Genomic DNA, 24809 nt, shown 5'->3' with positions numbered 1-24809 from the left:
GCGCAGCCATGCTATCGTCCGGCCACTCCTGCCACGGTCTCCCACCATGCCCCCTGCCCTGCGCCTGTTGCCGGTCCTGTTGCTCGCCCTGCTCGGCGGTCTGCTGGTCAGCGTGCTGGCCTGGCAGCGCGCCGAACGGGCGACCCTGGCCGAGGCCAGCCTGCTCGGCCAGGAGCAGTTGCGTCTGCACGCCAGCAGCCTGCAGACCCTGATCGACCGCTTTCGCGCCCTGCCCGCGGTGCTGGCCCAGGATCCCGAGCTGATCGCTGCCCTCACCACCCCACCCGATGCCGCCGCCACCGAGCGCCTCAATCTCAAGCTGGAAAAACTCAATGCCGCCGCCCAGTCCTCCACCCTGGAGGTGCTGGACCGCACCGGCCTGGCCATTGGCGCCAGCAACTGGCGGCTGCCCAGCAGCTACGTCGGCCACAACTATGGCTTTCGCCCCTATTTCCGCGAGACCCTCGCGGGCGGCAGCGGGCGCTTCTATGCCGTGGGCGTCACCACCGGCATTCCTGGCTACTTTCTTTCCCACGCGGTGCTGGACGCCGAGGGGCGCTTTCTCGGCGCGGTGGTGGTCAAGCTGGAATTCCCCGCCATCGAGGCACGCTGGGGCGAGCATCCCGAGGTCTTGCTGCTGAGCGATGCCCGCGGTGTGGTCTTCGCCGCCAACCGGCCGGCCTGGCGCTATCGCCTGCTACGGGAGCTGACCCCGGCCGAGCACGCCGAACTGGCCACCACCCGGCAGTACGATAGACGCACCCTGCAACCGCTGCCTCACAGTCAGCGGATAGTCCTGGGTGATCAGCGCCAGGTGGCCCGTATCGAGGCACCGGAAGGCACCGCCGACTACCTCTGGGACAGCCTGCCGCTGCCCAGCGAAGGCTGGACCCTGCACCTGCTCAGACCGACCCGGGATCTGCAGGGTGGCGGCCTGGGCCCGGCCCTGGCCGCTGGCTGCGCCTGGTTGCTGCTGGTCTGCGCCGCCCTCCTGCTGGTTCAGCGACGGCGGCTGCAGCGCCTGCGCCAGCGCAGTCGACTGGAGCTGGAGCAACTGGTGGAGGCCCGTACCGCCGAGCTGCGCACCGCCCAGGATGGCCTGGTGCAGGCCGCCAAGCTGGCCGCCCTGGGGCAGATGTCGGCGGCCTTGGTGCACGAACTCAACCAGCCGCTCACCGCCCAGCGCATGCACCTGGCGAGTCTGCGGCTGCTGCTGGATCACGGTCGGCTGGATGAGGCTCGCGCCGCCCTGGAACGCCTCGACGGCCTGCTCACCCGCATGAGCGGCCTCACTGCCCACCTCAAGACCTATGCGCGCAAGACGCCCGCCGGACTGCGCGAGCGGGTCGACCTGGCGCTGGTGGTGGAGCAGGCGCTGGAGCTGCTGGAAGCGCGCCGCGCCGAAGTGGGCGCCGAGCTGATCCTTGACCTGCCACGCCCGGCCTGGCTGCTGGGCGACCCCATCCGCCTGGAGCAGGTGCTGGTCAATCTGCTGCGCAACGCCCTGGACGCCGTGGCCGAACGCCCGACACCCCAGGTCAGGGTCAGGCTGCAGCGTGACGGCGAGCGCTGGCAGCTGGAGGTGGCGGACAACGGCGGCGGCATTGCCAGCGAGCACCTGGGCCAGGTGTTCGACCCCTTCTTCACCACCAAGCCGGTGGGCGAAGGCCTGGGCCTGGGGCTGGCCGTGTCCTCGGCGATCGTCCAGGCCCAGGGCGGCAGCCTGAGCGCCGCCAACGGCGCGGAAGGGGCGGTCTTTACCCTACGCCTACCCGCCGCCGTCGAGACGTCGACTTAACGTACGCACAGCGTCACCAGCAGGGCGAAGCCCCAGCCGAGCACCCCGGTCACCAGCAGGCTCAGCGCATCCCAACAGCCACGGGTGGCATCCAGCAAGGGCAGCCCGACGCCACCGATCAAGGCACTGGCGAGGATGCCGGCGAGGATCCTGATCAGTGGCCAGTGGCTGTCGGCGGTCTCCTCGGCGGTGAGCACTTCTTCTTCGGACATGGCAGAACTCCACCGGGGGATATGGAGCGTGACCCTAGCCCGGCAAGCTGAAGCTGCGATGAAGCGGCACTTCAGATTGCCTTCAGCTTGACCGCCAAGACTGCAACCTCGCATTCCCCAGGAGAGGTCGCGATGCTCGACGTGACTTGGCAGTCCCCTACCTGCTTTACCCTGGCCGACCGCAGCGGCGCGCTGCTGGCCGGCCTGGAGCCGGCCGAGGCACCCGGACGCCTGGCGACCGAGGCCTTCATCCGCACCCGCTTCGCCCTGGAACACGGCGCCCACATCGCCCACTTCCTGCCGCTGCTGCTCTCCCTGCGCGATGCCGCAGGGGCGCTGCAGGCAGCGGCGGGGATCCGCCTCGCCCTGGACCAGCCGCTGTTTCTCGAACGCTATCTGCCCCGGCCGGTGGAACACCACCTGGCCACTGCGCTCGGCCAGCCCATCGACCGGACGGAGGTGGTGGAGGTCGGCAACCTGGCGACCCTCGGCGCCGGCCAGGCCCGACTGCTGATCATCGTCACCACCTGGCTGCTGGCCCGCAGCGGCCTGCGCTGGGTGACCTTTACCGGGGCTACCCGCCTGATCAACAGCTTCCATCGGCTCGGCCTCGCGCCCCAGGTGCTCGGCGCGGCCGATCCGGCCTGCCTGGGCGCCGAGCGCGAGAGCTGGGGTTCCTACTATGCCAACGCCCCCCAGGTGTGTGCCGGCGATATCCGCCAGGGCTATCACCAGCTGCTGCAAGCCGGCATCTTCGCCCGTCTGGGCCTCCCCACCCTTGGCGAGGAAGACTGTCATGTCGCCTGAATCCTGCTCCGTCGCTGATTTCTTCGCCGCCCTTGAACGTCACGCCTGGCAGAACGCCCGGCCGGCGCTGATCGGCAGTCACGAGACCTGGAGCTATGCCCGGTTGCTGCAGGAGCTCAACCTCCGCGCCACCTGGCTGCGCGAGCATGAGATCCAGCGGCTGGCGCTGGACCTGCCCAACGGTCCCGAGATGCTGGCCTGGGACCTGGCCGCCCTGTGCGCCGGCGTGCCCTGCGTGACCCTGCCGGACTTCTTCAGCCCGGCGCAGCGCGCCCACGTCCTGCGCGACTGTGGCGCCGATCTCCTGCTGGGACGCCCCGAGCGCACCACGGAATGGGCCGCCGCCGGTTTCATCGCCGGGGTCCAGGGCTGGCAGCGTCCGGCTGCGGCACGCACCCCGCTGCCCCCGCAGACCAGCAAGCTCACCTATACCTCCGGCACCACCGGCGCGCCCAAGGGCGTCTGCCTCAAGGCCGCGCAACTGCTGCGGGTGGCCGCCAGCCTGGCCGCCGCCAGCCACCCCCTGGCACCCCAGCGCCATCAGGTGCTGCTGTCGCTGGGCATCCTGCTGGAGAACCTTGGCGTCTACGCCGCTTTGCTGGCCGGCGCCGAAGTAATGGTGCTCAAGGATGCCGACCAGGGCGTCAACGGCTCCACCGGCATCGACTGGCCGCGTCTGGCCGCCTGCCTGCAACACCATCAGCCCCACAGCCTGATCCTCATGCCGCAACTGCTGCAGGGCTTGGTGGAACTGGGCGAGCGCGGCCTCCTGCAACTGGACAGCCTCCGTTTTGCCGCCGTCGGTGGCGCGCCACTGAGCGCTTCCCTGCTGACGCGCGCCGCAGCCCTCGGCCTGCCGGTGTTCCAGGGCTACGGCCTGTCGGAATGCGCCTCGGTGGTTGCCCTCAACCGGCCCGACGCCAATCGCCCGGGCAGCGTCGGCCAACCCCTACCCCACGTCCGCCTGCGCCTGGCCGCCGATGGCGAGGTCCTGGTCGGCGGCGTCGAGTTCGCCGGCTACCTGGGCGAGCCGGATAGCGCCACCGACGAGGTCGCCACCGGTGATCTCGGCGAATTCGACGCCGACGGCTATCTCTATCTGCGCGGACGCAAGAAGCACCAGTTCAGCCTGGCCTCGGGACGCAACGTCGACCCCGGCTGGATCGAGGCCGAACTCACCCAGGGCGGCCCCATCGCCCAGGCCTACGTCCAGGGCGAGGGCGCCATGCACCTGGTGGCACTGCTCTGGCCACGGCAACCGGAGTTGCCCGATGCCGTCCTGGCCGAGCAGATCGCCCGCCTCAACAGCGAACTGCCCGACTACGCCCGTATTGGCGCCTGGCGCCGGCTCACCGAACCCTTCACCCCTGCCAACGGCCTGCTCACCGCGACCGGACGCCTTCGCCGCGACGCCATCCAGGCGCACCACGCGGCCCTGCTCTCGGACCTTCTGGAGGTATACCCATGAGCTTCTTCGCCACCCTGCAAGCCGAAACCGCTGCGGAACGCCAGGCCCTGTTCGAGGTGCCCATCATCCGCGCCGCCCTCGCTGGCGACGTCAGCCTGGAGAGCTACCTCGCCTTTCTCGGCCAGGCCTATCACCACGTCCGCCACACCGCCCCGTTGATGATGGCCTGCGGTGCTCGCCTGCCTGTACGGCTGGAATGGCTGCGCGGCGCGGTCTGCGAATACATCGAAGAGGAATACGGCCACGACCAGTGGATCCTCAACGACATCGACGCCTGCGGCGGTGACAGCGCCGCCGTGCGCGATGGCCGGCCCGGGCTGCCCATCGAGCTGATGGTGGCCTACCTCTACGACTTCATCGCCCGCGACAATCCGGTCGGCCTGTTCGGCATGGTCAATGTGCTCGAAGGTACCAGCATCGCCCTGGCCACCCAGGCCGCTGGCGCCATCCGTGGTCACCTGGGCCTGCCGACCACGGCCTTCAGTTACCTGGATTCCCACGGCAGCCTCGACCAGGAACACATGGCGACCTATCGCCAGCTGATGGATCGTCTGGACGACCCGGCCGATCAGGCCGCGGTGATCCGTGTCTCCAAGGTGGTCTATCGCCTCTATGCCGACATGTTCCGCGCCTTGCCCGGTGCCGACCAGCGGCCGGAGCAGCACCATGCAGCTGCCTGATTGCCGCATCCTGCTCACCGGGGCCAGCGGCGGCATCGGCCTGCCGCTGGTGGAGCAGCTCTGCGCCGGCGGTGCCCAGGTCGTGGCAGTGGCGCGTGACACTCGCACGCTGCAGCCCCTGGCCGAACGCCTCAATGGACAACTGCGTCTGCTCGACGCCGATCTCACCCGCCGAGTGGATCGCCAGGCGGTGGCGGCCGAGGCCAGTCGCGGCCAGGGCGTCAACGTGCTGCTCAATGCCGCTGGCAGCAACAGCTTCGCCCTGCTCGAAGCCCTCGACGAAGACGCCATCGACAACATGCTGGCGGTCAACATCGGCGCGGCCATCCAGCTGACGCGCCTGCTGCTGCCACTGTTGCGGCGTCAGCCACAGGCGATGATCGCCCATATCGGTTCCACCCTGGGCTCCATCGGCTATCCCGGCTATGCCCCCTACTGCGCCAGCAAGTTCGCCCTGCGCGGCTTTACCCAGGCCCTACGCCGGGAACTGGCCGATACCCGTATCCAGGTGCTCTACGTAGCGCCCCGCGCCACCCGCACGGCCATGAACAGCCCGGCGGCCATGGCGGTCAACCAGGCGCTCAAGAGCCCGGTGGACGAACCGGTCGCGGTAGCCGGCGCGGTGATCCGCGCCCTGGTCGAGGAACGTCAGGAGCTCTACCTCGGCTGGCCGGAAAAGCTCTTCGTCCGTCTCAACGGCCTGCTGCCCGGCCTGGTGGACCGCGCCCTGCGCCGTCAGCTGCCGGTGATCCGTCGCCTCATCGATCCCGCCTTCGCCCCGGAGAAACACCCATGACGTCCCCGCGCAAAGTCCTTGGCCTGTTGCTCGCCGCCCTCCTCGCCAGCCCCTTCGCCCTGGCCGACGACGCCCAACGCCTGGCGCAGATCCAGCAGCGCTGGGCGGAGATCCAGTACCGCCTGCCCAGCGCCGAAAAGACCGCGGCCTTCGAACAGCTGGCCGGCGAGGCCCGCGCCTTCACCCAGGCCGCCCCCCACTCGGCCCCGGCACTGATCTGGCAGGGCATCGTGCTCAGCAGCTGGGCCGGCGCCCAGGGCGGACTGGGTGCGCTGAGCAAGGTCAAGGAAGCCCGCACCGACCTGGAACAGGCGCTCAAGCTCGATCCCACGGCGCTGCAGGGGTCCGCCTACACCAGTCTCGCCGCCCTCTACGACCGGGTTCCCGGCTGGCCGATCGCCTTCGGTGACGCCAGCGAAGCCGATCGTCTGCTACAGCAGGCCCTGGCCCTCAACCCCAACGGTATCGATACCCTATACTTCTGGGGCGACCACCTGTATCGCCAGCAGCACTACGCCGAGGCACGCGCCGCCCTGCTCAAGGCGCAGCAAGCCGCGCCACGACCTGGGCGAGAATTGGCCGATCAAGGGCGGCGGGGCGAGATCGCCGCGCTGCTCAAGGACGTCGACCAGAAGTTGAAGTGACGAGGTCTCCATGCGTGTGCTGCTGATCGAAGACGATCCCGACCTCGGCGAGGGTATCCGTACCAGTCTGCGGGAAGAGGGCTATACCCTGGACTGGCTCAGGGACGGCGAGAGCGCCGTCCACGCCCTGCGCGAGGAGGGCTTCGATCTGGTGGTGCTGGATCTCGGCCTGCCACGCCTGGACGGCATCCAGGTGCTGCGCCAGAGCCGTGCCAATGGCCTGACCACCCCGGTGCTGATCCTCACCGCCCGCGACGACACCGAGGACCGGGTCGCCGGCCTCGACGCCGGTGCCGACGACTACCTGGTCAAGCCCTTCGACATCAAGGAACTCAAGGCCCGCCTGCGCGCCCTGCTGCGCCGGCGCAACGGACCGTCGCAGATCCAGCTCGAAGGCGGCGGCATCGCTCTGGACCCGGCCACCCGCCGGGTCACCTTCGAGGGCCAGCCGGTCAACCTCACGCCGCGCGAATACCAGCTGCTGCACGAACTGCTGGCCAACCCGGGCAAGATCTTCAGCCGCGATCGCCTCATGGGATTGCTCTATGGCTGGGACGAGGGCGTGGAGAGCAACACCCTGGAAGTCCATATCTACAACCTGCGCAAGAAATTGCGCGCCGAGCTGATCCGTACGGTCAGGGGCATCGGTTACCGTCTCGAATGCCCATGACCTCCATTCGCCGCCGCACGGTCGGCCTGGTGCTCTCACTGCTACTGATCGGTACCCTGCTGATCGCCCTGATCAATGTCCACGACAGTCAGCGCGAGATCGGCGAGATCTACGACGCCCAGCTGGCCCAGAGCGCCCGCATCCTGCAAGGCATGCTGCGCGCCGCGCCACGGGGCGAGGGACGGCTGGCGCTGCACGCCAGCGTCACCCAGGCCCTGGCCGAAGCCGCGGAAAGCCCCTATGGCCACCGTTACGAGGCCAAGATGGCCTTCCAGGCCTGGAACGCCCATGGCGAACCCCTGATGCGCTCACCCAGCGCCCCGGCCTTCGCCATGCCGACCACACCAGGCTTCACCGAATTGAACCTGGAGGGCGAAGCCTGGTACGGCTTCCTGCTGCCCGACCCCGAGCATGACCTGATGCTCTGGGTCGGCGAGCGCGACGAGGTCCGCGCCGACCTGGTGCGCCGCATCCTGCGCCATACCCTCACCCCGCACCTGGTGGGCCTGGTGGTGCTCTCGCTGCTGGCCTGGCTGGCGATTGGCTGGGGGCTGCGGCCGCTGCGGCGCATGGCCGGCTTGATCCGCAACCGCGATCCGGAATCCCTGCAGCCCCTGCAGCTGGATCCGCTACCCCGCGAACTGGAACCCATGCAGGCCGCGCTCAATCGCCTGCTCCTGCAGATCGAACAGCTGCTGCAGCGTGAACGCCGCTTCATCGCCGACGCCGCCCATGAGCTGCGTACGCCCCTGGCGGTCTTGCGCCTGCATGCGCAGAACGCCCTGTCCGCCCAGACCATGCCGGCCCGCGATGAAGCCCTGAAGTTCGTGGTCAGCGGCACCGATCGACTCACCCGGGTGGTCAACCAGCTGCTGATCCTGGCCCGGCTGGAACCCCGGCCGAGCTGGAGCGCCGAGCAGCGCTTCGACCTGAGTACCGCGTTGAGCGCCACCCTGGAGGAATTGGGCCCGTGGATTCTCGACAAGGGCCTGGACCTCAGCCTCGACGCCGAGGCCACACAGGTACAGGTCCATGGCGACAGCGCCATGCTGGGTATCGCCCTGCAGAATCTGCTGACCAACGCGGTCAACGTCTCGCCCCCCGGCGGCGAGGTTCGGGTACGACTGGAGGTCACCGCCCACTGGGCCGAGATCCAGATCCTCGATCAGGGCCCCGGCATTCCGGTCGAGATCCTGCCGCGGCTGTTCGAACGCTTCTACAGCAGCGGCGCGGCGAATGGCGCCGGGCTGGGCCTGTCCATCGTCCAGACCGTGGCCCAGCACCTGGATGGCCGCATCGAACTGAGTAACCGTCCCGAGGGCGGCGCCTGCGCCCGCCTCGGCCTGCCGGTGCTACCAGGACCCGGTTAGGGGCTCGACCCGTCGCCGGCCTTCGGGCAAGGTAGCGACGCACCGGCCGCGAGAGGACGCCCCCATGCAAGCCCAGGTCTATCTGGTCGATGACGAAGCCAGCATCCGCGAGGCGGTACGCCAGTGGCTGGAGCTGTCGGGGCATCAGGTGCGGCTGTTCGCCCGCGCCGAGGAGTGCCTGGCGGCGGTGACGCCGGATTTCGCCGGGGTAGTGGTCAGCGATGTGCGCATGCCCGGCATGGACGGCCTGGCCCTGCTGGAACGACTGCAGGCCCTGGATCGCGATCTGCCGGTGATCCTGCTCACCGCCCACGGCGACGTCGCCCTGGCGGTGACCGCCATGCGCCAGGGCGCCTACGATTTCCTGGAAAAACCCTTCAGCCCCGAGGCGCTGCTGGGCGATCTCGGCCGCGCCCTGGAAAAGCGTCGGCTGGTCCTGGAGAACCGCCAGCTGCACCGCCGGGTGGACGACCAGAGCGTCCTCGCCCGCCGGCTGCTGGGGGTCTCGCCGGGTATCGTCCGCCTGCGCCAGCAGATCCTCGACCTGGCGCCAACGCCCGTGAACGTCCTCCTGCGCGGCGAGACCGGCAGCGGCAAGGAGCTGGTCGCCCGCTGCCTGCACGACGTCGGGCCGCGCGCCGGCAAGGCCTTCGTCGCCCTCAACTGCGCGGCCATCCCCGAGCAACTGTTCGAAAGCGAATTGTTCGGTCACGAGAGCGGCGCCTTCACCGGCGCCCAGGGCAAGCGCATCGGCAAGCTGGAATACGCCAACGGCGGCACCCTGTTTCTCGACGAGATCGAAAGCATGCCCCTGGCGCAGCAGGTCAAGCTGCTGCGTGTGCTGCAGGAGCAGCGGCTGGAGCGCCTGGGCTCCAACCAGAGCATCGCCCTGGACCTGCGCATCGTCGCCGCGACCAAGCCGGATCTCCTGGAAGAGGCACGCGCCGGGCGTTTTCGCGAAGACCTGGCCTATCGCCTCAACGTCGCCGAACTGCACCTGCCGCCGCTGCGGGCCCGGCGCGAGGACATCCCGCTGCTGTTCGACCACTTCCTCGCCGAGGCCAGTGCCCGCCTGGGGCGCCCGGTCACTCCGCCCAGCGCGACGCGGCTGGCCCAGCTGCTCGGCCATGGCTGGCCGGGCAACGTGCGCGAGCTGGCCAATGCGGCCGAGCGCGAAGTCCTGGGCCTCGGCACCCCGACCCAGGCCGCCGGCCACTCCCTCGCCGATCAGCTGGAAGCCTTCGAGGCCCAGTGCCTGCGCGCCGCCCTGGCTCGCCACGGGGGCGAGATCAAGGCGGTGATGGACGAGCTGCAACTGCCACGACGCACCCTCAACGAGAAGATGCAGCGCCACGGCCTGCTCCGCGCCGATTTCCGTGAGGGCGACTGATCCGCCATAGGCGGAAATCCGCTCATCGCCACCGGGCATTCGGCGGCCTTTCGCCGATCCACTACCCGCAAAGGTAGACAGGGCGCGGCTTCGCGGCCTGGCACGTCCCCTGCAATCACTCTTGTCGACGCCCCGAGCGCCCTAATAACAATGACAAGAGGAACACCCTGTGGATAGCACCGCTACCCTCGCGGCCGGCCAGACCGCGCCCAAGACCACCTCGCAGCGCATCAAGTCCATCTTCAGCGGCTCCGTCGGCAACCTGGTCGAATGGTACGACTGGTACGTCTACGCCGCCTTCTCGCTGTACTTCGCCAAGGCCTTCTTCCCCAAGGGCGACCAGACCGCCCAGTTGCTCAACGTCGCCGCCATCTTTGCCGTGGGCTTTCTCATGCGTCCCATCGGCGGCTGGCTGATGGGCCTCTACGCCGACAAGGCCGGACGCAAGTCCGCGCTGATGGTCTCGGTGATCATGATGTGCGCCGGCTCCCTGATCATCGCCCTCACCCCCAGCTACACCACCATCGGCGTCGCCGCACCCATCATGCTGGTCCTGGCGCGCCTGCTGCAGGGCCTCTCGGTAGGCGGTGAATACGGCACCTCCGCCACCTACCTGAGCGAGATGGCGACCAAGGAAAGTCGCGGCTTCTACTCCAGCTTCCAGTACGTCACCCTGATCTCCGGCCAGCTCCTGGCCCTGGCCACCCTGATCGTGCTGCAGCAGACCCTGAGCGTCGAACAGCTGGAAAGCTGGGGCTGGCGGATTCCCTTCCTGATCGGCGCCGGCTGTGCCGTGACCGCGCTCTATCTGCGGCGTGGCATGGAGGAGACCAGCTCCTTCAAGAAGGCCGAGAAGCCCAAGGAATCCCTGATGCGCACCCTGGCTCGGCATCCCAAGGAGTTCCTCACCGTGGTCGGCCTGACCATGGGCGGCACCCTGGCCTTCTACACCTACACCACCTACATGCAGAAGTACCTGGTCAACTCGGTGGGCATGAGCAAGACCGACGCCACCTCCATCTCGGCGGCGACCCTGTTCCTGTTCATGCTGCTGCAGCCCGTCGTCGGCGCGCTCTCCGACCGCATCGGCCGACGTCCGGTGCTGATCGCCTTCGGTGTGCTGGGCACCCTGTTCACCTATCCGATCCTCACGGCCCTGGGCAGCGTCACCTCCTGGTGGGGCGCCTTCGGCCTGATCATGGTGGCGCTGGTGATCGTCAGCTTCTACACCTCGATCAACGCCGTGGTGAAGGCCGAGCTGTTCCCTACCGAGATCCGCGCCTTGGGCGTCGGCCTGCCCTATGCCCTGACCGTATCCATCTTCGGCGGCACCGCTGAATACCTGGCACTGTGGTTCAAGAGCATCGGCATGGAGAGCGGCTACTACTGGTACGTGACCGGCTGCATCGCCTGCTCGCTGCTGGTCTACGTCTTCATGAAGGACACCCGCGACCACTCGCGTATCGTGCACGAATAACCGCTCGTCCGTGGTGCGGGCCTCTCGGTCATTAGATTTGGCCGTCCGGCCCGCCCCCCTTTGCCTGGGCTTTGGGGCAGGCCATCGTAGTGCCACCGGCAGCGTTCACAACGGTCATTTCGCAGGCCGCTGTGGCGAGTTCGCCCCCTCCTCCCAAGCCCCGGTTACACACTCATGGAAATCGACTACGGTCCCAGCTACGCCAAACTGGGTATCCAGTTTCAATACCAGTGGAGCACCCTGCTGCGCGATGCCCTGAAGAAACACGGCATCACCGACGCCCAGGCCAAGGCCATCTGCGGTGACTTCGCCTTCGATCTCTCCAAGCTCATCGACGAAGCCGAGATCAAGGCCGACGGCCTCTCCTATCGCCCGGTGATCGCCTTCACCGAGGACGAGGAAACCCTGCTGGTCCAGTCTGCCGAATTCGATTACCACGAAGCGGCCTACGCCACCGCCGCGGCGGCGTTCGAGAAGAAATAAGACGCGGGCACGGGGCTTTGCGCCCTCACCCCAACCCTCTCCCGCCGGGAGAGGGGGCGGTCTGGAGCGGTGAAGGGCTTCCCCTCCAGACAAGAGCCTCGATTTCGTTTCGGTGTTACTGCGATAGCGATTCGCGCCGCTTGGTCCTGCCGCCCTCACCCCAACCCTCTCCCCTTGGGAGAGGGGGCGGTCTGGAGCGGTGAAGGGTTTCCCCTTCAGACATGAGCCTCGATTTCGTTTCGGTGTTGCTGCGATAGCGATTCGCGACGCCTGATCCTGGCGCCCTCACCCCAACCCTCTCCCGCCGGGAGAGGGGGCGGCCTGGAGCGGTGAAGGGCTTCCCCTCCAGACAAGAGCCTCAGTGTCGTTTCGGTGTTACTGCGATAGCTATCCTGGCCGTGTTGCCTACCTTTTGATCTCCTCGGTCACTCCATAGCCCTCTTCGATCGGTATCACCCCATCTCCCTTTGGCAGAGGGCTGGGGTAAGGGCCACGCTATCGCCACGGTCCCAGGCGCCTCAGCTGCGCCATCTCGAACATCGCGCAAAGCGCCGTCTCAGCGCCTCGCGAACTCCACTGTTCCAGGCGATACTCTCCAGATCACCCCTCACTCCGTACAGCTTCCTCTCCCTCCGGGAGAGGGTTGGGGTGAGGGCCGCGCTATCGCCACGGTCCCAAGCGCCTCAGCTGCGCCCTTCTCCGCCATCTCGAACATCGCGCAAAGCGCCGTCTCAGCGCCTCGCGAACTCCACTGTTCCAGGCGATACTCTCCAGATCACCTCTCACTCCGTACCGCTCCCTCTCCCTCCGGGAGAGGGTTGGGGTGAGGGCCGCCCCATACGCCAAGGGAAAGGATTCCCATGCCCCTCATCACCCATGCCCGCGCCCTGCGCCGAGGCCAGACCGATGCCGAGCGCCTGCTCTGGTACCACCTGCGCGGCAAGCGTCTGCAAGGCCATAAATTCCGCCGCCAGCACCCCTATGGCCGCTACATCCTTGACTTCGTCTGCCTGGAAGCACGGCTGGTGATCGAGCTGGATGGCGGCCAGCATCAAGGCAGCGCCAACGACCGTGAGCGCGATGCCTGGTTGGAGACCCAGGGCTTCCAGACCCTGCGTTTCTGGAACCATGACGTCCTGACCCAGCCCGACGCCGTGCTCGAACGCCTGTACGCCGTCCTCAGCCAGGCTTGACCTTGACCTTGGGCTTGCGCGCGCGCGTCGGTGCGCCACCCGGCTTGGCTTTGGTCTTGGTCCCGCCGGTACGCCGCTTCTTCTTCCAAGGCGCGCCCTTGCCCGCCGGCGGTGGGCCGCTGATGGTCAGGGTCAGGCCAAGACAGCGCTCCACCTGCCTGCCCATCCAGGCCGACTGCTTGGTGACGAATTCCGCAAGGCTCAGTTCGCCCTCCTGCACCCGATCCAGCGCCTGTTCCCAGAGCGCCGTGGTGCCTGGATCGGCGATGGCCCGGGGTACGGCGTCGATCAGGCCAAAGGCCGCTGGCGTCGCCGCCAGGGCCTTGCCCTGTTTCACCAGGTAGCCGCGATCCAGCAGGCCCTGGATGATGCCGGCGCGGGTCGCCTCGGTGCCGATGCCGGTGGTGTCCTTGAGCTTCTGCTTGAGGGCCGGATCCTCCACCAGCTTGGCGACATTCTTCATCGCCTTGATCAGGTCGCCCTCGGTGAAGGGCTTGGGCGGCTGGGTCAGCTGATCCCGGCAGCGCACCTCGACCACGGGGTAGTGCTCTCCCTCGCGCAACTCGGGCAGCGCCTGGGGCGGCGGTGCCTCACGGCCCTTGGGCGGCGTGAGCGACTCGGGCAAGGCGCGGCGCCAGCCCGGCTCCACCAGGCGTTTGCCCGTGGCGCGCAGGCGTTCGCCACCGGCCTCGAAGTCGGCCTGGGTACGGTCGAACTCATGCTGCGGCAGGAACTGCGCCAGATAGCGTGCGCGAATCAGACCGTAGACATTGCGCTCCTGAGGACTCAGGCGGCCCAGGTCGCGGGTGACCAGGGTTGGGATGATGCCGTGGTGGGCGCTGACCTTGGCGTCGTTCCAGGCCCGCGAGCGACGACTGGCGTCCAGATGCTCGCGCAGCGGTGCCAGGCTCGCATCGGCGCCCAGCAAGGCGGCGAGCAGCGCCGGGGCCTCGGCGTGCTGGGAGAGCGGCAGGTAGCCGCAATCGCTGCGCGGGTAGGTGATCAGCTTGTAGGTCTCGTAGAGCGCCTGGGCGACGTCCAGGGTCTGCTGGGCGCCGAGGTTCAATCGCTTGGAGCACACCTCCTGCAGGGTGCCCAGGTCGAAGGGCAAGGGCGCCGCCTCGCGGATACGCTCGGTCTTGAGCTTGAGCAGTCGGGCCTGCCCGGCCGCCTCGATGGCCCGGGCCGCCGCCTGGGCCACCTCGGGCTTGAGGCAACGACCCTGGTCGTCGCAGACGGCTTCCGGGGGCTGCCACTGTGCCTGAAAGCGCCCGCCAGAGGCCTCCAGGGTCGCTTCCACGGTCCAGAAAGGCACCGGCACGAAGGCGGCGATGGCGCGGTCGCGGTCCACCACCAGGCGCAGAGTCGGGGTCTGCACCCGCCCTACCGAGAGCACGCCCTGGTAACCCGAACGGCGCCCCAGCAGGGTGAACAGCCGGCTCATGTTCATGCCGATCAGCCAATCGGCGCGCGAGCGACCTAGCGCAGACTGATACAGCCCATAGGTTTCGGCACCGGGCTTGAGCGCGGCCAGGGCGCGGCGAATGGAGACATCATCCAGCGCCGACAGCCACAGCCGGCGAATCGGCCCACGATAACGGCAATGCTCCACCAGCTCGCGGGCGATCATCTCGCCCTCGCGATCCGCGTCGGTGGCGATCACCAGCTCACTGGCCTCGCCCAGCAGGCGCTTGACCGCCTTGAACTGGCTGCCGGTGGTCTTCTTGACCTGTAGCTTCCATTGCTCGGGCACGATGGGCAGGTCGTCCAGCGACCAGCGTTTGTAGCGGGCGTCGTAGGCATCCGGTGGTGCCGTCTCGAGCAGGTGGCCGATGCACCAGGTGACGGTCACGCCCTGCCCCTGCAGGCAGCCCTCGCCACGGCGATTGGCACCGAGGACACGGGCGATGTCCTTGGCCTGGGAGGGTTTTTCGCAGAGATACAGCTGCATGGCGGGCGTCGTACCGGAGGGAATCGCCACAGGATGCAAAGCGGCGCCGGGCAGCGCAAGGACTAATCTGTATATCCGTACAGAAAGCGGTCTTTGCGCAAATTCGCCCAACAGGCCACAGCGCCCGTAGGACGTGGATCACAGCTTGAACGGCTGCTACGGGGGGAGCGGAATCTTGCCCGTGACGGCCGGTCCTTGGGCTACGGCATTTTCGCCGTCTTTAGCCGAGCTCTGGGAGGCGACAATGAACACTGTAGCTATGGATCGCGCCAAGGCCGAGAGCACCGGCGCCGGTAATCACGTGGATACCGCCAGCAGCCAGGCGCTGCGGGCCGCGATCACCACCATGCGCCGCACCACCAGCCAGGTGCAGCGTATCAACGATCAACTCTGGGAAGTCTGGCCGGACGGCCGTCGCAAGCTGCTGCTGCGCTAAGACTTCCCTGGCGCCCTAGCCGGGCGCCCGAGTCTCGATCGCGGCCACATAGGTCGCGACCTCGGCCTGGATCCAGGCGGTGAAGCGCTCCTGCTTTTCCGCCGATTCGGCACGCTCCGGCCAGACCAGCCAGTAGGCGTAGGGATAGGGCGCCACCACCGGACTGAGCTGGACCAGGCGCCCCTCGTTCAGCGCCGCCTGCACCAGGCTACGCCGTTCCAGCGCCAGCGCCTGACCGAGGCGCAGCGCCTCCAGCACCACGTTGGAATCGTTCACGGTGATACCGCGATTGGGCGCCGCCTCGCCCAGACCGGCCGTCTCGCCCCAGTGCAGCCAGGTTTCCTCCGTATGCATCAGCGGCTGTGCGAGGGCTTCGTCCAGATTGCGCGGCAGCTGCCCACCGTTGTAGCCAGGCGCAGCCACCAGCAGCACATCGTCCTGGAACAGTCGTAGCGCCGTCAGACCATCCCATTGCCCCTCGCCCATGCGTACGCCGATATCCACCATGCCCTGGCGCAGATCCTGGAAATCCAGGCTGGTCTGGAGGCGGATACGGTACTCCGGGTGCAGGGCGCTGAAGCGGGGCAGCCTCGGCAGCAGCCAGTGCGCGGCGAAGGACGGAAAGGTGGCGAACACCAGTTCGTTACGGCGCGGTCGGGCCTGCAGCCGCCGTGTGGCTTCGCCCAGATCCTCGAGCAACTGGCGGACCTGCTCGGCATAGACGCGACCATCACCGGTGACCTCGATCCCGCGCCCCTGACGCTCGAACAGCACCATGCCCAGTTGATGTTCCAGCCCCTTCACCTGCTGGCTGACCGCGGCATGGGTCAGGTGCAATTCGGCCGCCGCCCGCGTCACGCTTCCCAGCCGCGCTACCGCTTCGAAACAACGCAGGGCATTGAGCGGTGGCACCCGTGACATGTAAGTTTTCCTTAACGATTTGGTCAGATTTTCTCGCTGGAAGCAGCTTCGCTCAAGCCCTAATGTCTTGTCCAGAGCGGCATTCAGCGTGAAACACGTTATGCGGATGACGTTCCACGTGAAACAGGATTCACCCTTTCTGACAGGACGCCTCCCATGCAACTCATCGGCATGCTCGACTCCCCCTATGTGCGGCGGGTCGCGATCTCCCTTCGCCTGCTGGTTCTGCCCTTCGAACTGCGCCAGATATCGCTCTTCCGTGAGGTCGAGCGCTTTCGCAGCTTCAATCCGGTACTCAAGGCGCCCACGCTGATCTGCCTGGATGGCCACCGGCTGATGGATTCGTCACTGATTCTGGACTACGCCCAGCATCTCGCCTGCGGCAGCCGGCAATTGCTACCCAGTGGCCATGCCGCGCGGGCAACCGCGCTCAGTCGAAGCGGCCTGGCACTGGCCTTGTCCGAGAAAGCCGTACAGCTGCTGTACGAGCGCGACCTGCGGCCGGCAGAGAAGCGTCATGCGCCCTGGCAGCAGCGGGTAGAGGGGCAGTTGCGCGCGGCCTGTGGCGCCCTGGACAAGGCCTGGCTGGGCCCGCGGCCGCCGCTGGGCGAGGACAGCATCGGCCAGGACGCCATCGACACCGCCGTGGCCTGGACCTTCCTGCACTTCGCCCTGCCGGAGCTGATCGAGCGGCGCAATTACCCGACGCTGGAGGCCCTGACCGCCGAGGCGGAGGCGCTGTCGGTGTTTCGAGATTATCCGGTGGCCTAGAAAGCATCGCGGCCATGGGTCGCTCCTACGGTAACGTCCGTACCTGTAGGAGCGGCCCATGGCCGCGATCAACAAAGCACCAGAGTCCCGCAGGATTAGCCGCAACGGCGGACCGCGATGGCCGCCATGCTCTTGGCGACTACTTACCCACGGTAATACCGCTGCGGCACGAAAGGGGTCTTGGCGACCTTGACCGGGACCTGCTTGCCACGCACCACGGCGAACAACGGGGTATCGACGGCGGCGAAAGCACTGTCGACATACCCCATGGCCACCGGGGCGCCCAGGGTCGGGCCAAAGCCGCCACTGGTCACGCGACCAATGCTGGCGCCATTGGCATCCACCAGCTCCGCGCCTTCGCGTACCGGCACCCGCTCCTGCACCAGCAGCCCCACGCGCTTGCGGCTCACGCCGTCGCGCTGCTCCGTGAAGATGCGCTCGGCGCCGGGGAAACCGCCGGCGCGGCCATTGCCTTCACGGCGCACCTTGGACAGGGCCCAGCCGAGGTTGGCCATGACCGGCGTGGTACCGGCATCCATGTCGTGACCATAGAGGCAGAGGCCCGCTTCCAGACGCAGGGAATCCCGGGCACCCAGACCGATGGCCTCGACTTCCGGCTCGGCCAGCAGACGGCGGGCCAGGGCCTCGGCGGCGGCGCTCGGCACCGAGATCTCGTAGCCGTCTTCACCGGTGTAGCCACTGCGGCTGACGATGCAGGGCTGGTCCAGCAGCTTCACGCGACGCACCTGCATGAAGGTCATCTCGGCCACTTCCGGCGCCAGGCGCGACAGGACCGTAGCGGCTGCAGGCCCCTGCAGGGCCAGCAGGGCGCGATCGAATTGCGGCAGCACCTGGCAGCGATCGCCCAGGTGCTTTTCCAGGTGGGCGAGGTCGGCTTCCTTGCAGGCGGCGTTGACCACCAGATAAAGGCAGTCGCCCAGGTTGGCGACCATGAGGTCGTCGAGGATGCCGCCGTTGTCGTCGGTCAGCAGGGCATAGCGCTGCATGCCGCTGGGCAGGTCGATGATGTCGACCGGGACCAGGGTCTCCAGGGCCTCGGCGGCTTCCTCGCCTTCGAGCATGACCTGGCCCATGTGGGAGACATCGAACAACCCGGCCTGGGCACGGGTGTGCTGGTGCTCCTTGAGCACGCCGAGCGGGTATTGCACCGGCATCTCGTAGCCGGCGAAGGGCACCATGCGGGCACCGAGTTCCAGGTGCAGGGCGTGCAGCGAAGTCTTGAGCAGGGACATGGTGGGGCTCCGTGTCGGGTGGCGGCTTCCGCACTCCGGTCCTCCAGAGCAGGAAGCTGTTATCTGAGTGGGTCGTGCCTGCCGCTGACGAGCGAGACGCGACCTCGGTGCTTCGGATTTCCCTCACCCCGGCCCTCTCCTTCAGGGAGAGGGGGAAGAGCGGTGCTTCACTCGGACACCCTGCACAACGGCTGCAGAGCTATCGGAGTGCCGCGGCTTTGCTCCCCTCTCCCCCCGGGAGAGGGGCCGGGGGTGAGGGTCAGGCCTCGCCGTACGCCTCGATCGGCGGGCAGGAACAGACCAGGTTGCGATCGCCATAGACGTTGTCGATGCGCGCCACCGGCGGCCAGTACTTGCCGTCCACCAGGGTCGGCAGCGGGAATACCGCCTGCTCGCGGCTGTAGGGATGAGTCCACTCGCCTGCCAGCTCACGCGCGGTATGGGGCGCGTTCTTCAGCGGATTGTCCTGGGGATCCAGGGTGCCGGCCTCCAGGGCGCGGATCTCTTCACGGATGGCGATCATGGCGTCGCAGAAGCGATCCAGCTCCTGCTTGGACTCGCTCTCGGTGGGCTCGATCATCAGGGTGCCGGCCACCGGGAAGGACATGGTCGGGGCATGGAAGCCGAAGTCGATCAGGCGCTTGGCCACGTCGTCCACGGTCACGCCGCTGCTGTCCTTGAGCGGACGCAGGTCGAGGATGCACTCGTGGGCCACCAGACCGCCAGTGCCGCTGTAGAGCACCGGATAGTGCTCTTCCAGCCGGCGGGCGATGTAGTTGGCGCTGAGGATGGCGATCTGGGAGGCGCGGGTCAGACCGGCGCTGCCCATCATCTTCAGGTACATCCAGGAGATCGGCAGGATGCTGGCGCTGCCGTAGGGCGCCGCGCAGACCGCACCTTCCTTGCGTTCCAGCCGGGCATGGCCAGGCAGGAAGGGCGCCAGGTGCGCCTTGACGCCGATGGGGCCGACGCCCGGACCGCCGCCGCCATGGGGGATGCAGAAGGTCTTGTGCAGGTTGAGGTGGGAGACGTCACCGCCGAACTGACCCGGGGCGCAGAGGCCGACCATGGCGTTCATGTTGGCGCCGTCTATGTAGACCTGGCCGCCATGGTCATGGACCACCTGGCAGATCTCGCGGATGGCTTCCTCGAACACCCCGTGGGTGGACGGGTAGGTGATCATCAGCGCGGCCAGGCGCTCGCTGTGCTGCTCGGCCTTGGCGCGCAGGTCGTCGAGGTCGACGTTGCCGCGCTTGTCGCAGGCCACCACCACGACGCGCATGTCGACCATGCTGGCGGTAGCGGGGTTGGTGCCGTGGGCCGACGCCGGGATCAGGCAGACGTCGCGCTCGCCCTGGCCGCGGCTCTGGTGATAGGCACGAATGGCCAGCAGGCCCGCATACTCGCCCTGGGAGCCGGCGTTGGGCTGCAGGGAGACGGCGTCGTAGCCGGTGGCGGCGCAGAGCATGGCCTCCAGTTCGGTGGTGAGCTGGGCATAGCCCTCGGCCTGGTCGGCCGGCGCGAAGGGATGGATGCTACCGAATTCGGCCCAGGTGACCGGGATCATCTCGCTGGCGGCGTTGAGCTTCATGGTGCAGGAGCCCAGCGGGATCATGGTGCGATCCAGGGCCAGGTCCTTGTCCGCCAGCTTGCGCAGGTAGCGCATCAGCTCGGTCTCGGATCTATGGCTGGCGAACACCGGATGGGTCAGGAAGGCCGACTGGCGCCGTAGCGCCTCGGGCAGCTCGACGCCCTCCGCTTCACCCAGCTCGGCGACCTGGGGCGCGGCCTTGCCGTCGGCCAGGATCTCCAGCAGCGCCTGGACATCGGCCAGGGTACTGGTCTCGTCCAGGGCGACACCCAGGGCCTCGGCGCTGACGTCGCGCAGGTTGTAGCCGCGGGCACGCGCGGCCTCGTGCAGGGCGGCGGTGCGCTCGCCGAACACCAGGGTCAGGGTGTCGAAGGCGGTGTGCTGGGTCTGGTGGCCCAGGCGCTGCAGGCCGGCGGCCAGCAGGCTGGTGAGACGCTGCACCCGGGTGGCGATACGGACCAAGCCTTCGGGACCATGGTAGACCGCGTACATGCTGGCGATGTTGGCCAGCAGTACCTGGGCGGTGCAGATGTTGCTGGTGGCCTTCTCGCGGCGAATGTGCTGCTCGCGGGTCTGCAGGGCCAGGCGATAGGCGGGGTGGCCGTGGCGGTCGATGGAGACGCCGACGACCCGCCCGGGCATGTCGCGCTTGTACTTGTCCTGGGTGGCGAAATACGCGGCGTGCGGGCCGCCGAAACCGAGCGGCACGCCGAAACGCTGGGCGGTGCCGATGGCCACGTCCGCACCCAGCTCGCCGGGCGGGGTGAGCAGGGTCAGGGCCAGCAGGTCGGCAGCCATGGCCACCAGGGCACCGGCCGCCTGGAAGGCCTGGATGCTCTCCCGGTAATCACGGATCTCACCGGTGGTCATCGGGTACTGGAACAGGGCGCCGAAGAAGCGGCCGTGGTCCTCGATCTCGGTTTCCACCCCCACCACTACCTCGATACCCAATGGCTCGGCGCGGGTGCGCAGGACGTCGAGGGTCTGCGGATGGCAGTGCACGGAGGCGAAGAAGGCGCTGGCCTTGTTTTTCGCCAGGCGCTTGCAGAAGGTCATGGCCTCGGCGGCGGCAGTGCCCTCGTCCAGCAGCGAGGCATTGGCGACCGGCATGCCGGTGAGGTCGCCAATCAGCGTCTGGAAGTTGAGCAGGGCTTCCAGGCGACCCTGGGAAATTTCCGGCTGGTAGGGGGTATAGGCGGTATACCAGGCCGGATTTTCCAGCAGGTTGCGCAGGATCGGCGCCGGGGTATGGGTGTTGTAGTAGCCCTGGCCGATCAGGCTCTTGAGCAGGCAATTCTTGCCGGCGATGGTGCGCAGCTCGGCCAGGGCGTCGGCTTCGGACAGCCCGGCGGGCAGGTCCAGCACGCTGGTGCCCTTGATGCTCTCGGGGATCACCTGGGCGGTCATGGCATCCAGGGATTCATAGCCGAGCAGATCGAGCATGGCGATCTCGTCCAGCTCGCGCGGGCCGATGTGGCGCGGAACGAATTCGTCGGCGGTGCTGAGGGTATCGTGCAGCGACATGACGATCTTACCCCTTGATCAGTTGCTGATAGGCGGCTTCGTCGAGCAGCGCGGCGAAGGCTTCGGCATTGGCGGGCTGGAAGCGAAAGAACCAGCCGGCGTTCAGCGGATCACTGTTGATGGTCTCGGGCGCATCGTTCAGCGCCTCGTTGACCGCCAGGACCTCGCCTTCCAGCGGCATGGTGATGTTGCTGGCGGCCTTGACCGACTCCAGCACCGCGACCTCATCGCCCTGGGCATAGCTGCGCAGCTCCGGCAGTTGCACGAAGACCAGGTCGCCCAGCGAGTCCTGAGCATAGTCGGTGATGCCGACGGTGATGCTGCCATCGGCTTCCTGACGCAGCCATTCGTGTTCTTCGGTATAGCGCAGACTCATTGCCAGACTCCTGCGGACCTTGGTCCTGATGGATAGATGGAATCTGCTGCTGCAAGGCTAGTGCCAGGAATAAAATTCAATGATTTCAGCGGCTTAGCTAGATCAGCAGATTCCGCCTGTAGCGAAATCGTTACGATCCGAGCAGGAGCCTGCCATGGCCGTATTGATTCACGCACACCGTATCGTAATCGATACGAAATTAGCTGGGCTCCTGGGTCCGACAGACAGGCTATCAGCTATAAAGAAGTCATCTCTTATCTATGCAATGCGGACAAAGGCAGATTAAGCGCCCTTTTACTCGCTAACCTTTTTCAGCGGTAACCCAGTCTTCAACGCGCAAGCCCGGCACCCGATCAAACTCGCGGCGGTTATTAGTAACCACGATCAGGCCCAGGGATCGCGCATGCCCCGCAATCATCTGATCATAGGGGCCAATTTGCTGACCCGCCCTGGCCAACTCGGCACGCAGTTGTCCGGTATGCGCCGCTGCTTCGAGACCGTATTTCAAGACCTCCAAGCGAGCGGCGAAGCCCTCGACCACAGCCAGGTTGCGCTCCGGGCTGGAAGATTTTTCCGCACCGTAGATCAGCTCCATCAGGGTGACCGTACTGATGCACAACTGGCCATGGTGCCTTGTGAAGGCCTCACGAACCGACTCCGGCCGATTTTTGATGGTGAAGATACAGGTGTTGGTGTCGAGCATGAACTTGAGCATTAGAAGCCCTCACGGTCCTGCTCGGCAGGCTGATCACGTTCTGCCATGAAATCCGCGGTGACGCCCTCTCCCTCAAACCAAGAATTCCAAGATTCCCCGGTCGGGGTAATGATTCTCGCGCGGCCGACAACGACTACGTCGACTCGCTTCACGTCTTCGGGCAGGGCAACCGCCTTCGGCAGTCTCACCGCTTGACTGCGATTACTCTGAAATACAGCACCTTGTTCCACGACCAACCTCCTGGGATATGTCAAATGTATATCCCATAATAATGATGGGGTTGGATGTGTCAATTCAGCTATCTCTCGGCATCGGGCAATGCCGCCAGATGAGAATCTTCTTAGTCATGGCACTTGCTAGACCTTGCAAGAATGCTGGAGGCGGAAAACTCTGGAGCCTCCGGCCGGATTCCGGAAAGAGCACCAGCGCGAACTTCCGCCCCGCTTCGTCGGACCAAGAAGGCACAACAAGACCTCTGCCAAGCGGCTTTGCCCTCCCCCACCCTTGCCTGGAGTCTTTGTCATGGCTGTGAAAACCGTTGCCGATCTGCTCGTCGCCACCCTCGAAGCCGCTGGTGTGGATACCATCTGGGGCTTGCCGGGCGATTCGCTCAACGGCCTCACCGAAAGCCTGCGCACGCGTGATCGCATCCGCTGGCGTGGCGTGCGTCATGAAGAAGCCGCTGCCTTCGCGGCCAGTGCCGCCGCCGACACCAGCGGGCGCCTGGCGGTCTGCGCCGGCTCCTGCGGTCCGGGCAATCTGCACCTGATCAACGGCCTGTTCGACGCCCAGCGCAGCGGTGCGCCGGTCCTGGCCATCGCCGCCCAGATTCCCTCCAGCGAGATCGGCCTTGGCTATTTCCAGGAGACCCACCCGGAGCGCCTGTTCCGTGATTGCAGCGACTTCTGCGAGGTGGTGTCCCATCCCGAGCAGCTGCCGCGCATCCTGGAAACCGCCATGCGCTCGGCCATCCTCAATCGCTCGGTGTCGGTGGTGGTGATCCCGGGCGACGTGGCCCTGGCCGAGGCGCCGATCAAGCAAGCCCAGTGGAGCGAGCCGGTGCGTCCGGTGGTGGTCCCGCCGGAGGCCGAGCTGGACGCTCTGGCCGAACTCCTGGCCGGCGAAAAGCGCATCACCCTGCTCTGCGGCGCCGGTTGCGCCGGTGCCCATGCCCAGGTGGTAGCCCTGGCCGAGCGGCTGCAGGCACCGGTGGTTCATGCGCTGCGCGGCAAGGCCCATATCGAGTATTCGAATCCCTATGGCGTGGGCATGACCGGGCTGATCGGCTTTTCGTCCGGCTATCACGCGCTCAAGGAATGCGACCTGCTGCTGATGCTGGGCAGCAACCTCCCCTATCGCAACTTCTTCCCGGACCATGGCCGGGTGGTGCAGATCGACATACGCGGGGCTCATCTGGGCGTGCGCACCCCCCTGCTCAAAGGCCTGGTGGGCGATGTCCGCGCCACCCTGGACGCCCTGTTGCCGCGGCTCAAGCCCAACAGCCACAGCCGCTTCCTGGAAAAGGCCCAGCAGCACTATCGCAAGACCCGCGCCGAGCTGGACGAGCTGGCCACCGCCACCGCCGACGGTGAACCCCTGCATCCGCAGTACCTCACCACGCGCGTCAGCGAGCTCGCCGCCGCGGACGCCCTCTTTACCTGCGACGTCGGCACCCCCACGGTGTGGGCCGCGCGTTACCTGGCGATGAACTTCGAACGCAAGCTGGCCGGCTCCTTCAGCCACGGCTCCATGGCCAATGCCCTGCCCCAGGCCATGGGCCTGCAGGCGGCCTATCCCGACCGCCAGGTGGTCGCCCTGGCTGGCGACGGTGGGCTGTCCATGCTGCTGGGCGAACTGGCGACCCTCGCCAGCGAAAAGCTACCGGTCAAGGTCATCGTCTACGATAACGCCACCCTGGGCTTCGTCGCCATGGAGATGAAGGCCGCCGGCATGATCGACGAGACCACCGATCTGGGTGAGGTCGATTTCGCCCGGGTGGCCGAGGCATGCGGCGTGCGCGGCTGGAAGGTGGAATCGGCCAGTCTGCTCGACGCCACCCTGGAAGAGGCCTTCGCCCACCCCGGCCCGGCGCTGGTGGACGTGCGCATCGCCAAGCAGGAGCTGTCGCTGCCACCGAAGATCGAGGCTGCCCAGGCCAAGGGTTTCAGTCTCTACATGCTGCGCGCGGTGATGAGTGGCCGTGGCAGCGAAGTGGTGGACCTGGCCAAGACCAACGTCCTGCGCTGAGAGCCTGTTTAAAGGCTGCTGCGCGTCGGCCAAACT

General features: G+C 67.1%; 23 protein-coding genes. 15 read left to right on the top strand and 8 right to left on the bottom strand.

Annotation, left to right across the window (positions count from 1 at the left end):
* The first annotated feature begins 46 nt into the window (after positions 1–46).
* The gene (locus tag PJ259_RS17090; protein WP_271653608.1) at positions 47–1798 is read left to right on the top strand and encodes a sensor histidine kinase; all 1752 of its coding nucleotides are present in this window, start codon (positions 47–49) and stop codon (positions 1796–1798) included.
* Here the strand turns inward: PJ259_RS17090 and PJ259_RS17085 are convergent.
* A complete protein-coding gene (locus PJ259_RS17085; RefSeq protein ID WP_271653607.1) occupies positions 1795–2010 on the bottom strand; it encodes a hypothetical protein in 216 nt (71 codons plus the stop codon). The two genes, PJ259_RS17090 and PJ259_RS17085, sit on opposite strands and share 4 nt — an antisense overlap.
* A 132-nt stretch (positions 2011–2142) precedes the next feature.
* Here PJ259_RS17085 and PJ259_RS17080 point away from each other — a divergent pair, with 132 nt between their 5' ends.
* The 11 genes from PJ259_RS17080 (at position 2143) to PJ259_RS17030 (ending at position 12988) form a co-directional block, all read left to right on the top strand.
* Positions 2143–2817, top strand: coding sequence for a thermostable hemolysin (locus tag PJ259_RS17080; protein ID WP_271653606.1), 675 nt, complete (start codon positions 2143–2145; stop codon positions 2815–2817).
* The gene (locus tag PJ259_RS17075; protein WP_271653605.1) at positions 2807–4285 is read left to right on the top strand and encodes an AMP-binding protein; all 1479 of its coding nucleotides are present in this window, start codon (positions 2807–2809) and stop codon (positions 4283–4285) included. The genes PJ259_RS17080 and PJ259_RS17075 overlap by 11 nt, the downstream gene beginning before the upstream one ends.
* Positions 4282–4965, top strand: coding sequence for a TenA family transcriptional regulator (locus PJ259_RS17070; protein WP_271653604.1), 684 nt, complete (start codon positions 4282–4284; stop codon positions 4963–4965). Before PJ259_RS17075 ends, PJ259_RS17070 begins: the two co-directional genes overlap by 4 nt.
* Positions 4952–5761: an SDR family oxidoreductase gene (locus PJ259_RS17065; RefSeq protein ID WP_271653603.1), complete on the top strand. Its 810-nt coding sequence runs from the start codon at positions 4952–4954 to the stop codon at positions 5759–5761. The genes PJ259_RS17070 and PJ259_RS17065 overlap by 14 nt, the downstream gene beginning before the upstream one ends.
* Positions 5758–6405: a hypothetical protein gene (locus tag PJ259_RS17060; RefSeq protein ID WP_271653602.1), complete on the top strand. Its 648-nt coding sequence runs from the start codon at positions 5758–5760 to the stop codon at positions 6403–6405. Before PJ259_RS17065 ends, PJ259_RS17060 begins: the two co-directional genes overlap by 4 nt.
* A gap of 10 nt (positions 6406–6415) precedes the next feature.
* The gene (locus PJ259_RS17055) at positions 6416–7075 is read left to right on the top strand and encodes a response regulator transcription factor (protein ID WP_271653601.1); all 660 of its coding nucleotides are present in this window, start codon (positions 6416–6418) and stop codon (positions 7073–7075) included.
* Positions 7072–8445, top strand: a complete 1374-nt coding sequence (locus PJ259_RS17050; RefSeq protein ID WP_271653600.1) for a sensor histidine kinase — start codon at positions 7072–7074, stop codon at positions 8443–8445. The genes PJ259_RS17055 and PJ259_RS17050 overlap by 4 nt, the downstream gene beginning before the upstream one ends.
* 64 nt (positions 8446–8509) lie before the next feature.
* Complete coding sequence (locus tag PJ259_RS17045) at positions 8510–9835, top strand: sigma-54-dependent transcriptional regulator (protein WP_271653599.1); 1326 nt, start codon at positions 8510–8512, stop codon at positions 9833–9835.
* Positions 9836–10004: 169 nt separating this feature from the next.
* Positions 10005–11312, top strand: a complete 1308-nt coding sequence (locus PJ259_RS17040; RefSeq protein WP_059313149.1) for an MFS transporter — start codon at positions 10005–10007, stop codon at positions 11310–11312.
* A gap of 174 nt (positions 11313–11486) precedes the next feature.
* Complete coding sequence (locus PJ259_RS17035) at positions 11487–11795, top strand: hypothetical protein (protein WP_017642364.1); 309 nt, start codon at positions 11487–11489, stop codon at positions 11793–11795.
* A gap of 860 nt (positions 11796–12655) precedes the next feature.
* Positions 12656–12988 carry an endonuclease domain-containing protein gene (locus PJ259_RS17030; protein ID WP_059313148.1) on the top strand — a complete coding sequence of 111 codons (333 nt, stop codon included), beginning with the start codon at positions 12656–12658 and terminating at the stop codon, positions 12986–12988.
* Here PJ259_RS17030 and PJ259_RS17025 read toward each other — a convergent pair.
* Entirely contained in the window at positions 12975–14939 is a 1965-nt protein-coding gene (locus PJ259_RS17025) for a DNA topoisomerase III (protein WP_271653598.1), read from the bottom strand. The two genes, PJ259_RS17030 and PJ259_RS17025, sit on opposite strands and share 14 nt — an antisense overlap.
* A 244-nt stretch (positions 14940–15183) precedes the next feature.
* On the opposite strand from PJ259_RS17025, the gene PJ259_RS17020 reads away from it, so the two are divergent.
* On the top strand, positions 15184–15375 hold the full coding sequence (locus tag PJ259_RS17020) for a hypothetical protein (RefSeq protein WP_156428920.1): 192 nt from the start codon (positions 15184–15186) through the stop codon (positions 15373–15375).
* A 15-nt stretch (positions 15376–15390) separates the two neighbouring features.
* On the opposite strand, the gene PJ259_RS17015 is transcribed toward PJ259_RS17020, so the two are convergent.
* Entirely contained in the window at positions 15391–16296 is a 906-nt protein-coding gene (locus PJ259_RS17015; RefSeq protein ID WP_059313146.1) for a LysR substrate-binding domain-containing protein, read from the bottom strand.
* Positions 16297–16452: 156 nt separating this feature from the next.
* On the opposite strand from PJ259_RS17015, the gene PJ259_RS17010 reads away from it, so the two are divergent.
* Positions 16453–17067: a glutathione S-transferase gene (locus PJ259_RS17010; RefSeq protein ID WP_271653597.1), complete on the top strand. Its 615-nt coding sequence runs from the start codon at positions 16453–16455 to the stop codon at positions 17065–17067.
* A 143-nt stretch (positions 17068–17210) separates the two neighbouring features.
* Here the strand turns inward: PJ259_RS17010 and gcvT are convergent, their stop codons facing one another.
* The 5 genes from gcvT to vapB form a co-directional block, all read right to left on the bottom strand.
* Positions 17211–18320: a glycine cleavage system aminomethyltransferase GcvT gene (gene gcvT / locus PJ259_RS17005; RefSeq protein ID WP_271653596.1), complete on the bottom strand. Its 1110-nt coding sequence runs from the start codon at positions 18318–18320 to the stop codon at positions 17211–17213.
* 259 nt (positions 18321–18579) lie between these two features.
* Positions 18580–21435 (bottom strand): aminomethyl-transferring glycine dehydrogenase, encoded by a 2856-nt coding sequence (gene gcvP / locus PJ259_RS17000; RefSeq protein WP_271653595.1) that lies wholly within the window; start codon positions 21433–21435, stop codon positions 18580–18582.
* Between the two features lie 7 nt (positions 21436–21442).
* Entirely contained in the window at positions 21443–21811 is a 369-nt protein-coding gene (gene gcvH / locus PJ259_RS16995; protein ID WP_271653594.1) for a glycine cleavage system protein GcvH, read from the bottom strand.
* Positions 21812–22112: 301 nt separating this feature from the next.
* On the bottom strand, positions 22113–22526 hold the full coding sequence (gene vapC, locus PJ259_RS16990) for a type II toxin-antitoxin system tRNA(fMet)-specific endonuclease VapC (RefSeq protein WP_271653593.1): 414 nt from the start codon (positions 22524–22526) through the stop codon (positions 22113–22115).
* Positions 22526–22756 (bottom strand): type II toxin-antitoxin system VapB family antitoxin, encoded by a 231-nt coding sequence (gene vapB / locus PJ259_RS16985; RefSeq protein WP_271653592.1) that lies wholly within the window; start codon positions 22754–22756, stop codon positions 22526–22528. The genes vapC and vapB overlap by 1 nt, the downstream gene beginning before the upstream one ends.
* 292 nt (positions 22757–23048) lie before the next feature.
* On the opposite strand from vapB, the gene poxB reads away from it, so the two are divergent.
* Positions 23049–24773, top strand: coding sequence for a ubiquinone-dependent pyruvate dehydrogenase (gene poxB, locus PJ259_RS16980; protein ID WP_271653591.1), 1725 nt, complete (start codon positions 23049–23051; stop codon positions 24771–24773).
* Positions 24774–24809: the final 36 nt, after the last annotated feature.

This window comes from Pseudomonas sp. JBR1, assembly GCF_028198185.1.
Taxonomy (GTDB): Bacteria; Pseudomonadota; Gammaproteobacteria; order Pseudomonadales; family Pseudomonadaceae; genus Chryseomonas; species Chryseomonas oryzihabitans_E.
This window is presented reverse-complemented; position numbering and strand designations above follow the sequence as displayed.